Here is an 11,418-nt window from a genome sequence, read left to right as displayed (position 1 = left end):
TAATATCAACTTATCAAAAATGGGGATTTGGGTAGGAGTGATGCTCATTTTTTCCTACGCTCTTGATTGGAAATAGGGTTACTGACCTGACTTGAAGGGGAATGAAATAAAAGGAAGATGGGGATTTATTATGTTACCAAAAGAACGATTGCAAAAAATAGTAGATTTAGTCCAAATTGAAAAGAAAGTTTATGTCTCTGAATTAAGTCAAAAGTTTTCAGTTACAGAAGAAACCATTCGAAGAGATCTTGAAAAATTAGATAAAAAGGGAATTGTATCAAGAACTTACGGAGGGGCAGTAATAAACCGGAACGGCTCAGAGGATTTACCTTTTAATACAAGAACCACTCTTAATATAGAATTAAAAAAATCAATAGTTTCGAAAATACATCATCTGATTAAAGATGGAGATAAATTAATGGTTGACCCTAGCTCAACAGCGTTAGAATTGGTCAAAGCATTATATGATAAACAAGATTTAACGTTAATTACTAATTCCATAAAAATATTAAATGAGTTTAGCGATTCACACTTTCAAATTATTTCAACAGGGGGGGAGTTACGAAAAAAATCACTTTCTTTAGTTGGTCCTGCTGCAGAGGCTACCGTTAGTAGATATTACGCAGACATTCATGTATTTAGCTGCAAGGGGATATCACTTGAACATGGTATTACTGAATCTAATGAGCCCGAAGCGGAATTAAAAAAAATTATGCTTAAGAATTCCAAGGTAAACCTCTTACTAGTAGATCACACTAAATTCGATAAGGCGGCATTTTTAAAGCTATTTGATATTAGTGACATTGATGTTGTCGTAACAGACAAAAAACCATCTGCAGAGTGGATAGAGAGACTGAAAGCAAATAATGTCCAGCTAATTTATTGAATCACTAGTGTTGATTAATAAAACAAATTCGTCTAGATATGAGAAGAAAGGCTTAATAGAAATCATTACCACCAGAAGTTAATTTTCCATTCGGCATCTACTTAGTCGTTATAAATTTATAGTGCCTGCTCTGCTTTCCATTTTTCAATAAGAAGCAGGCCAGATGCTTTGTATAAAATTACCGATAGAATGAATATTTTCTAGAAAAGACATCTCAAAATCTATTGAGGTGTCTTTTTTATGTTTAAAATAAAATCCGTTAAACCGCATTATTATCCGTCTATTGGTAGAGAGGTAGGACTAAAAAAATTAAGATAACTATATTTCTAAATGAAAAAATTATCAAAAAATGAAAAGGAGATCTTAGATCAACATAGTGAAATAGTTTCTTTATTGAGTCATAGGCATTAATGAATGAAAGGGGAATGGAAATGAAAAATTTTTGGGCATTTGTTATAACAGGAATGCTATTAATTGTTACAACTACGGGATTTGCTCGTATGGCTTACGGTATTATATTACCTTTTATGCAGGAAGGGCTGTCATTAACTACATCAGAGTCAGGTTTATTAGGTACGATGCTTTTTTTAGGTTATTTACTTACAGTAGGTCTGTCTGGGATGCTTACGTTGCGTATTGGAGCGAAAAATGTGCTGTTGGTAGGCGGAAGCTTTGTTATTGCAGGTTTAGGAGGTCTTATATTTGTAACGAACTTTTGGTGGGCCGCTATAGCTTTATTTTTGGCTGGTGCTGGTAGTGCTCTTGTCTATACCCCACTATTATCAATAGCGGTTAGCACTTTCCCAAAGAAAAGGGGGACAGTGATGGGATTGCTAATGAGTGGTGCGGGAGTAGGAATGCTCTTGTCTGGAGTACTTGTACCCTTTATGCTTCGGCATTTTCCTGAGTTTGGCTGGCGAGGAGTATGGTTAGTATTTGCGGTAATCACAATTATAGTCGTGTTAGTTGCATTTTTTGTGATAAAGACACCACACTCAACAGCAGAAAATGGTACTGTACAAGAAAAAACTAAAGCCTGGAGAAGTAAAGAACTGTACCTCATAGCTGGAATTTATTTTGCCGTTGGACTCGTTTATCTTATTCCGAATTTATATCAAACAAGCTATATGAAGGACATCGGGATTTCGAATGCAGTGGCGGGCTCTATTTATGCTGTTGCAGGGATCGTTTCAATTGGCGGTGCGCCATTATGGGGAATGCTAGCGGATAAGATAGGCGTAAAAAAAGCATTAATGGCAGCGTTGCTTTTATCAATTATTGGAGATGTTTTTCCGATGTTATTTCCTAATGTAATTGGATTTATCGTGTCTGCTATTATATGGGGTTCGTCTCTTGGAGGTGTCCTTGTGCTCATTCAAATGAAGGCAAGCCAAGGGGTATCGCCAAAATATGTGGCATCAGCAATCGGCTTTATTTCTATCTTTTACGCTATCGGTCAAATGATTGGGCCTGGACTCGCAGGATGGCTTATAGAATATGGTGGGGGATATGCTACTGCTTATGGTTTTGGAGCTACTATTTTCTTTTTATGTTTACTACTATCAATGGTACTTACTACTAAAGAAGAAATAGCTTAATCGCTGTTCGTTTGCTATACTTTGGTTATTGTTGATAATCGTTCTCAATTAAAATCGAAGGATGGTGACGAACATGTTGAATACTAATTTCCATGAGAACTTTAGTGAATTTTTTCATGCATTGGAAATATCAAAAATACAAGAATGTCCGTTTGCATTCCAACCGAATGCGCAGGAAGGAGCTATACAGCGTTTTATTCCTCGGCCAGATTTAGAAGTGATTATATCTGATTACTCATTTTATCGAGAGTACCAAATGCAAGTAGTAACAAAGCAGCCTATGGTTGAACTTAGTTTCTGTTTACAAGGTAATAGAGGCGTTTACATCTCAGGTTCAGAATATGAAATTTCTTCAGGAACATGCTCGCTTCAATTTATAGAGCAAGTGGGGGCAAATTTTATGTTTCATAAAAATCAATCCTATCAAATGGTGGGGATTGGTATTCCAATTTCAACCTTCAATCATTTTATGAGTGAAATTGGTGAAACTAGTAAGGAATCCCTAAGTTTCTCTAAAATTCTTGATGGAAAACGATATAGACTATTTCAAGAGAGAATTAACGCATCTTCCCTAATTATTGTTCGGCAAATGTTAGATGCTATAGCAAGTAAGAAAATGACCAATTTAGAGCTAGAATGTCGAGCATTACAGCTATTATCTATGACATTTCGATCTCATCTATTTGTTAATTCTCTTAGCCCTGTTATGTTTTCAAAAAGTGATAGAACAAAAATACAGCAAGCCCAATCAATTATCATGGAGCATATGTCCAATCCTCCAACACTAATTGAGTTATCGCGTTTAATTGGTTTAAACGATTACAAATTAAAAAAGGGATTTAAAGAGATGTTCGGAACAACAGTGTTTGGATATTTACGAGAAAAAAGGCTAGAAAAAGCATTTTTTTTATTACAAGAGGGAACTATGAATGTAACTGACATTGCGAATGCAGTGGGATATTCTAATCCTAGCTATTTTGCGGAGATTTTTAAGGAGAGATTTGGAATTAATCCTAGGGAAATATTAAGAGATCTTAATCGATTGTAGAGGATAGATCTCTAACTCAAACACCTTAAATTGAGTGAATCATTTTAAGGTGTTTATGATGGGAATAACAAATGGTAGACCTTTTATGCAAGATTAATAGCATTCTTTAGATAGAAATTAAAAAAAGGGGGCCTTTTAAGACCACCCTTTTCATCATCAAACCCAACCAAACGCGCGAGCAACTGTCGCTGTTAGCCATGTTACACCAATGGCAATAACAGTTGGAATTAAAAATGACATAAATGTCCATTTTGGACTTTTTGTTTCTTTATAAATATTGACTAAAGTCGTTCCACAAGGGAAGTGTAGGAGCGAGAATAACATCATATTTAAAGCTGTCAGCCACGTCCAGCCTTGGTCGATAAACACTTGCTTTAGCTTCGATAAATCCTCAATTTCTAGCATAGCTCCTTGGGATAAATACGCCATAATCAGGATAGGGATAACAATTTCATTAGCCGGTAACCCAAGAATAAATGCAGCCATAATAAAGCCGTCCATACCAAGAGCCTGACCAAATGGCTCTAAAAAGTTAACAAAATGCATGAGAATACTCGTATCACCAATGTAAATATTGGCGAATACCCAAGTCAAAATAGAGGCAGGTGCTGCAACGATAACCGCTCTTTTTAATACATTCCATGCTTTATCAATACTTGCTCTTAAAATTGTATCCCAAAACTTTGGTCTTCGGAATGGCGGAAGCTCCAATGTGTAATGTGTTGGTACACCCTTTAAAGCTGTTTTAGAAAGAACCCAAGAAACGGATAATGTCACAACGACGCCTAACATAACAAATCCTATTAAAATGCCCGACGTTACAAGTGTACTTGTTGCACCTGAAAAGCCAGTTACCATAAATAAGGATGCTAATAAAATAAGTGTTGGCCATCTCCCATTACAAGGAACAAAATTATTCGTTAAAATGGCTAACATTCGTTCACGAGGAGATTCTATAATTCTCGTTGACATGATAGCAGCAGCATTACAGCCAAAACCCATTGCCATTGTTAATGATTGTTTTCCGTGTCCACCAGCTCGTTTGAATAAACGGTCCATATTAAATGCTACACGTGGTAAATAACCGTAGTTTTCTAATAGAGCGAACATAGGGAAGAATATAGCCATTGGTGGTAGCATAACACTAATAACCCAACCGGTACCTCTGAATAGCCCGAGAATTAAAACACCGTGTAGCCATTCTGGTGCGTGCATTGCTTCAAAAAGAATGGTTAGCTTCCCTTCTAGATAGCCAAATAAGTTTGCTAACATATCAGATGGTACGTTTGCGCCAGCGATAGTAATGTAAAAGACGGTCCCAAGCAAGATAAGCATAATAGGGAATCCCCAAATGCGGGATGTGAAAATTTCATCTAATTTATCAGATCTGTACATTGCAGGTTGCTGCGATACTACTTTTTTACATAAAGATTTGCTTTTAGTATAAATATCACTAACGATTTCATCTCGAATATCCTCATTCGAAACCTCGTTCACTTCAGCTAAAATCCCCTTAAGTGAATTATGATTTAACACTGACTGGGACTCCATTCGTTCTCACCTCGTGCTGTTTATTATTCTTATGATTTTGCAGTTTTAAGATCAATTCCTCATCACCGTCAAGTAAGCGAAGGGCAATCCATCTCGATGGATATTTTTCATCAAAATAACCTTCTAATTTCGATTCTATCTTTGTAATGGCTTCCTCTATTTCTTTCGAATATGTCATGCGATATGGAGCCGTAACAATTTGCCCATTCACTAGTTGACCTAATGTATCCAACATTTGATCAATACCTTTTTTATTTCTCGCTGATATTTTTACGACGGGGACTCCTAGCTCACGAGCTAATTTCTTTTCATCAATTCGGATACCCTTTTTCTCAGCTTCATCAATTAAATTAATACAAATGATGACATTATCAGTCATTTCTAATACTTGAAGTGCAAGATTTAAATTTCTCTCTAATGATGTTGCATCAAGCACAACAATCGTTGCATCCGGTTGGTCAAAAACAATATGGTCTCTTGCAACTTCTTCATCTGCCGAATTGGAAAATAGAGAATAGGTCCCGGGTAAATCCACGAGTACATATTGGTCTCCTTTGTGTTCAAAAGATCCTTCTGCATGAACAACCGTTTTCCCTGGCCAGTTCCCAGTATGTTGCTTCAATCCCGTTAATGTATTAAATAATGTGCTTTTACCGGTATTTGGGTTCCCTGCTAAAGCAATTCTATTTACTCTCACTTTGTATTCCCCCTAACAACTTCGCCCAAAATCATTGAGCTTTCATCATTCCGTAACGCAATCGTCGTATTGCTTACACGATAAGCGACAGGGTCTCCTAAAGGGCTTTTACGAAGAACAGTAATTTCTGCTTCTTTCACAAAGCCTAAATCTAATAATCTTCTTCTTAAAGGACCCTCAATATTTATTTCTTTTATTAAAAAGCAATCTCCAAATGAACATTCAGATAGTGGTTTTAACATTTTTGACATAGCCATTTTTTATTCCTTCCCTTAATAATTTTTCCCGAACCTCATATTGTTTCTTTTAGGAAACTTTATTAAAGAATATGCCTGTTTTATGACAATTGTCAATGGTTTTCTGAAAATTTTATGAAATAACGCGATAAGAGAGCGTACTAATGAAGGGAATAACGGCGCATTTTGTTAGACAAAGAAATGTTGAAAAAAGCGGAGTTGTTTAGCATAAGCGGGCAAAGTTTTTGATGTAATGATATGAAAAGGTCCTTATTATGATGTATTAATGAAAGTGGGTTTTCGTTACAGGTGCCTATAGAATTTTTAACATAAGAGGGAATCTGCTTTGAAAAAGCGATAGAGTAGCAAAAAAACTTAAAACCCTCTGCTAATATTGGCAGAGGGTCATGCTATTTTTCTTTACTTGGAAATCACTCTTGGATTAGGAATGAAGCAGAGGAACTTGTTTGAATGAAATGACGATTTCCTTCTACTGTATAATCAGCTGGTACTGGTTTGCCAAAGGTATTGGTACGAACGATGGAGGCATTCGGTGACAAATTATTGATAATGATCTCCATATTCGCCTCAAATTCAACTGGTTTGTTATTTAATGTTGCCTGGAATGTGATACGATTCGATTTTTTTGTAATGCTAATTTCCATAACACCAGTATCCTCATTAAGAAGAGTTCCTAGTGGTGGAATAATAACAGTCATATTGGATTTTGTTGTTAAAACGAAGCGATCTGCACTATTTTCCGTGTCGGCAACGTTTATTTTTGCTGTATAGGTATTTTTGTTTTTAGTCATAGCTGTAGTTTTACCTGGTACGGCTGCTGTATCCGATAAAATTGGCTTTTTTGTCCCCTTACCTTTATTCGGTGAATCATATTTTCCATTCACAAAGTCTACTAAAGTCCAGACATTTGGTACAAGCTGCTGCTGCACAGGTGTTAAAGCCTCGAAAGCTGTTTTCGCTGCCTGTACATCTTTAGCAGTAGACGTTTTAGGCGATAAAGCTGCGATGGCATTTTCTACTTCCTTAGCTGCTGCCTTATCCTTTGCTACAAGCTGTTCCGCATCTAATAAAATCTGCTCTATGCCAACGGGTAAATAGATGTATGAAAATCTGCGTAGTGCATTAAGCTCAGCTCTAGCATCAGCTACATCCTGATGGAAGGTAATGCGGGATGAGTTTAATAATTTGATTTTATTGACCACTTTATCGATAGATGTATTTGGCGTGATATAGGATGTCAGTATTCTTTGTGATTCCGGACTCACAAAGGACTTTTGGGCTGCGTTTAACGTATTGTACCAATCTTTCGTTTCCATAACGTTTTGATAGTAATTAACGGAAGTTGACTCCACTGAAGCTAATTTCTCTTCAATTTGATCAGCAAGCTTACGGTACGCAACTCTCGTCAGACGATGATTTGACAGCGTAGAATAATTCGTAACGTACTGTTTCTCCGTTTCAGTTAACTCATCGTAGGCTTTATTGGCTGCATCTAAAGCTGATTGGAATGAGGACGTTGTATCATTAATATTTGAAATAAGTCGAACAACATTCGAAACGTTAGCGTTGTAGTAATAAGTATAATCGTATATGTAAGCAGTTTTCGAATGTCCAGTAATATCAGCAGCTGATGCTGACGTAGTAGGTGCAGTATAGATTAGTGAAGGGACCGCAACTAGGGCCAGTAAGGCTAATTTTCTTTTGTTTTTCATAATACGGGAAACCTCCTGATTGGTTTTTGATAAGGGTGATGGTTAATCATAGGGATTTTTGGCCTAGGTGAAACCTTTACGTAAGGGATTGCCCTCAGAAGTGGATTATTGTTCACCTGCCGAAAAGAGTCTTGTGTAGACGGAAATATCCTAATATATGTTGATAAACCAATTTTATCATAGCTTAGGATTTTTTTATGTATATTTTAGGTGAATAGGTAGATAGGTTGTGTGATTTTTTTAACTCTGTGTGTCTTATGTACTTAGAGAGTCTGAAAGATTAACGAAAATTTAGTGATAAAAACAGGTGATATTGGCGAAAGTGGAAGCTGTGGTCATGATGAATCGCATGTTTGAACGCGGTCCATTAAACGGCGTGACAACACCAAGCTTCCCAGATGTGAAAGCTTTTTAAAGAAATTGAGGAAGCAGCGAAATCACACTCATACTTTATCGATGAAGATGAGAATGAGCAGCTTTCAAAATAAGATATAAAAAAGCAGGCTAGGGGAAATCTTAGCCTGCTTTTTTAAATGATCAAAGTGACGGATAGACTCCTCATACTAAGGGTAGAGTTTGTTATAATAATCCTAAGAAGGAGCGGAGGTGTTTAATTTGCAACAAAACTGGCAAAAGGTAGTTGTTGAAAAGTTAGCCTCAGCTGTTAAACCAGCTTTTGTTATTGTTTTTGGTTCTTATGCGCATGGCTCGGCACGTGAAGATAGTGATTTAGATATTGCGTATTTTGCAGATAAGCCTCTCTCAGGTTATGAACGTTTTTTAGTAGCGGGAGAAATTGCACAGTTTTGTAATGTTGATGTTGATTTAGTTGATATGAAAACTGTTGATACAGTGTTTGCAGCTCAAATTTTTTCAAGTGGTATGGTCATTGATTGCCAAGATGAAAACACCTTTATTAAAGAACGAATGAAGGCTCTATCAATGTATGTGACGTTAAATGAACAACGTGCGGGAATTCTGAAGGCAATTGAAGAGAGGGGTAGTGTCTATGGTGAATAATGATGTTGTTCTAAATAAGATTGCTACCATTGAACGCTGTGTGAAGCGCGTCAACGAGGTGTATGGTAGTAATCCTGAGAATTTGCAAGACATTACGAAGCAGGATAGTATTGTTTTGAATATTCAACGAGCGTGTGAAGCTAGTATTGATTTGGCAATGCATATTACTAGTGATTTAAAGCTTGGTTTACCTAAAACGAGCCGAGAAGCATTCAAGTTTCTTGAGGAAAAAGACATTATTGACCATGTATTAGCAAAATCATTAATGAATATGGTTGGGTTCCGAAACATTGCTGTGCATGATTATCAAGCTATTGATTTAGATATACTTCAAGCAATTATTGAGAATCATTTAAGTGATTTTAAAACCTATACAGAGGCAATATTGCTTATATAAAAGAAACAACAGGCTAAAAAAACTTTCTAGCCTGTTGTTATGTAGTATAAAACGGATAGAACCGTCAAAGCGTTGGAAAGAACCGCCGAAGTGACGGATAGAACTTAAAGCGATGGAAAGAACTGCCGAAGTGACGGATAGAAATCAAAGTGACGGAAAGACTCATTGTTATCGAAGCCGACGCCACGATTCCTGAGGCATAATTGATTTTTTGAGTTTGAAAAGGACTTGGCTTTGTGCCAAGTCCTTTCAATATTTATTGTTTACCTGAACGTTGAGCATCTTTATAGATGTCGATGGCCTTGTTTAATTTGTTAATAGCATCTGTCACTTCGTATGAAGAGGCATAGACGTTACTGGCAACGGATTGAGCGTGTTGAACTGCTTTTTCTAGACTGCGTTTTTCTCTTTCTGTTGTCCATAGTTCATAATAAGGGATATCAGATCCATCGCCATTCGCAGAAACTTTTACATACTGAACAGAGTTAATGAGTGATGTTAACCAAGATTTATCAACGTAATGCCAATGATTCACACCAGATTTATAATTACTCCTATATGTTGAAATAGCATTATATAAATAATGGTATGCAGACGAAATTTCTGACTGAGACGAGGAGCTATTGTTTGCAATACCTTGTGCGTATGAAACAGCAGAAACTAGAGCGTCTTTTTCACTTTGCGTCGTCCAAATTACATTGGAGGATAATTCAGATCCATTCACAGAAACGGTTACATACTGAACAGAGTTAATAAGTGAAAAAAGGCCAGATCGATCGGCATTATATAGATAAGTGCCATATTTTTGTGCATTCTTATAAATTGTGATAGCGTAGTTTAAATTGCTAATTGCATTGGTGATATCAGACTGTGTTGCATAGTAATTATTTACAACATATTGAGCAGATGAAACGGCAGAGGTTAGAGCATCTTTCTCACTTTGAGTCGTCCAAGGTTCATAAGAAGCTACATCATTACCATTGTTCAAAGAAACCTTTACATACTGAACAGAATAGATCATCGATTGTAGTGAAGACTTATCACCATAGACATATTTTGTTCCGTTTTTTTGCACAGCTCGATAAATGTTTAATGCATTTTTGTACTGTGTAATCGCATTGTTTACTTGTTCCTGAGAGGCGTAAGAATTATTAACTACTGCTCTTGCGCTGCTTACGGCAGATTCGAATGCTGTACGTTCAGCCTGCGGTGTCCATTTCTCAGTTGCTGAAACGTCATATCCATTAACAGATACTGCAACGTATGGAGGTGAAGCTACTAAATTACTAAGCTCCGTTTTATTCAAAACAGGTAATGTCACAGAGGCTTTTTTATCATCCACCTGCACTTTGTTAACTAGATGCCCAGAATTTAATGCCACCTTTGCCCCATGTTTGACAACCACTTGCTCAATTGTACCTTTTCCGTAAAGGGTGAAATCTTTCTCAACATCGATAGTTAGTTTATCAACATTGGCCGTTACTTCAAATGCAGTAACTTTACCAACTACGTCGACTTTCGAAATAGTTTTGTCAGAAGTCACACTTACTTTAGTGCGTTTTAAGTTAATGTTTGGAGATTTAATATCTTTTAGAGAAACATTTAACCAATTATTATTTTTAGTCAATAAAGGTCTAAAAGTAATTGTATCCCCAATAGCAACGTCATCAATTGTAATGGCCTTCTTCACACGATTAGTTACAATAAGCTCATCTTCAATAGTGACATTTTGAACTTTTACATAATCTGCATTTACAGTTAGGCTTCCAGCAATTTGTGCGTCGCCGCCATCAAAATCTAACGCTTTATTTTTTGTTCCACCTTTAGTTAGTGTTAGTGATGTAATGCTTGTAATTTCACCGTTCTTTACGATAATAGTTGCTTCAGCATTCGCCAATGCAGCATTATTGGATGTGTTTAAGAGGGGCTTCAATGATTTACTAATTTTAAATTGGCCATTGGATGTGCGTACTTTATCATTAGCGATGCTGGTAATAGTAACATTTTGTCCCTTTGTTTTGGCGGCAGCTACTTGCCCGTCGATTTGAACTGAGTGGTTTAAAGATACATCATTAGAAGTGGCATTCGCAGTTGATACAGGCACAATTAAGGTTGCTGTAATAGCGGTAGCCATAAAAGTAGAAAATACTTTATTCTTCATTTTTGTCGCCCCAATCATTGTATTTAATGGATAATATATCATACATTTCTTCAGTTTAGTGCGCAAATGGGTTATTTTACTATATTAATTT

At 36.5% G+C, this 11,418-nt stretch carries 10 protein-coding genes; 5 read left to right on the top strand and 5 right to left on the bottom strand.

The features are described from left to right. Nucleotides 1-130 precede the first annotated feature (130 nt). The 3 genes from AN161_RS01555 (at nt 131) to AN161_RS01545 (ending at nt 3,532) form a co-directional block, all read left to right on the top strand. A complete protein-coding gene (locus AN161_RS01555) occupies nt 131-886 on the top strand; it encodes a DeoR/GlpR family DNA-binding transcription regulator (RefSeq protein ID WP_053592622.1) in 756 nt (251 codons plus the stop codon). Between the two features lie 425 nt (nt 887-1,311). Beyond that, nucleotides 1,312-2,484: an MFS transporter gene (locus AN161_RS01550; RefSeq protein ID WP_343069236.1), complete on the top strand. Its 1,173-nt coding sequence runs from the start codon at nt 1,312-1,314 to the stop codon at nt 2,482-2,484. Nucleotides 2,485-2,557: 73 nt separating this feature from the next. Beyond that, the gene (locus AN161_RS01545; protein WP_053592620.1) at nt 2,558-3,532 is read left to right on the top strand and encodes an AraC family transcriptional regulator; all 975 of its coding nucleotides are present in this window, start codon (nt 2,558-2,560) and stop codon (nt 3,530-3,532) included. A 156-nt stretch (nt 3,533-3,688) separates the two neighbouring features. Here AN161_RS01545 and AN161_RS01540 read toward each other — a convergent pair whose 3' ends face one another. The 4 genes from AN161_RS01540 to AN161_RS01525 all read right to left on the bottom strand — a co-directional run bounded on the left by AN161_RS01540 (nt 3,689) and on the right by AN161_RS01525 (nt 7,749). After that, entirely contained in the window at nt 3,689-5,068 is a 1,380-nt protein-coding gene (locus AN161_RS01540) for a nucleoside recognition domain-containing protein (protein WP_241774467.1), read from the bottom strand. Beyond that, nucleotides 5,055-5,780: a FeoB small GTPase domain-containing protein gene (locus tag AN161_RS01535; protein ID WP_053592618.1), complete on the bottom strand. Its 726-nt coding sequence runs from the start codon at nt 5,778-5,780 to the stop codon at nt 5,055-5,057. The genes AN161_RS01540 and AN161_RS01535 overlap by 14 nt, the downstream gene beginning before the upstream one ends. Then, nucleotides 5,777-6,037, bottom strand: coding sequence for a FeoA family protein (locus tag AN161_RS01530; protein ID WP_053592617.1), 261 nt, complete (start codon nt 6,035-6,037; stop codon nt 5,777-5,779). Before AN161_RS01530 ends, AN161_RS01535 begins: the two co-directional genes overlap by 4 nt. Nucleotides 6,038-6,447: 410 nt before the next feature. Further along, the gene (locus AN161_RS01525; protein WP_053592616.1) at nt 6,448-7,749 is read right to left on the bottom strand and encodes a hypothetical protein; all 1,302 of its coding nucleotides are present in this window, start codon (nt 7,747-7,749) and stop codon (nt 6,448-6,450) included. A gap of 615 nt (nt 7,750-8,364) precedes the next feature. Here AN161_RS01525 and AN161_RS01520 point away from each other — a divergent pair. Both AN161_RS01520 and AN161_RS01515 read left to right on the top strand, forming a co-directional pair. Further along, nucleotides 8,365-8,769, top strand: a complete 405-nt coding sequence (locus AN161_RS01520; RefSeq protein ID WP_053592615.1) for a nucleotidyltransferase domain-containing protein — start codon at nt 8,365-8,367, stop codon at nt 8,767-8,769. Beyond that, entirely contained in the window at nt 8,762-9,166 is a 405-nt protein-coding gene (locus AN161_RS01515) for a DUF86 domain-containing protein (protein ID WP_053592691.1), read from the top strand. The genes AN161_RS01520 and AN161_RS01515 overlap by 8 nt, the downstream gene beginning before the upstream one ends. Nucleotides 9,167-9,422: 256 nt before the next feature. On the opposite strand, the gene AN161_RS01510 is transcribed toward AN161_RS01515, so the two are convergent. Further along, a complete protein-coding gene (locus tag AN161_RS01510) occupies nt 9,423-11,327 on the bottom strand; it encodes an FIVAR domain-containing protein (RefSeq protein WP_158002947.1) in 1,905 nt (634 codons plus the stop codon). Nucleotides 11,328-11,418: the final 91 nt, after the last annotated feature.

The sequence above is a fragment of the Lysinibacillus sp. FJAT-14222 genome (assembly GCF_001278875.1).
GTDB classification, from domain to species: Bacteria; Bacillota; Bacilli; order Bacillales_A; family Planococcaceae; genus Lysinibacillus; species Lysinibacillus agricola.
Note: the sequence above shows the minus strand (reverse complement) of the source record. Positions and strands in the feature narration are given on the sequence as shown.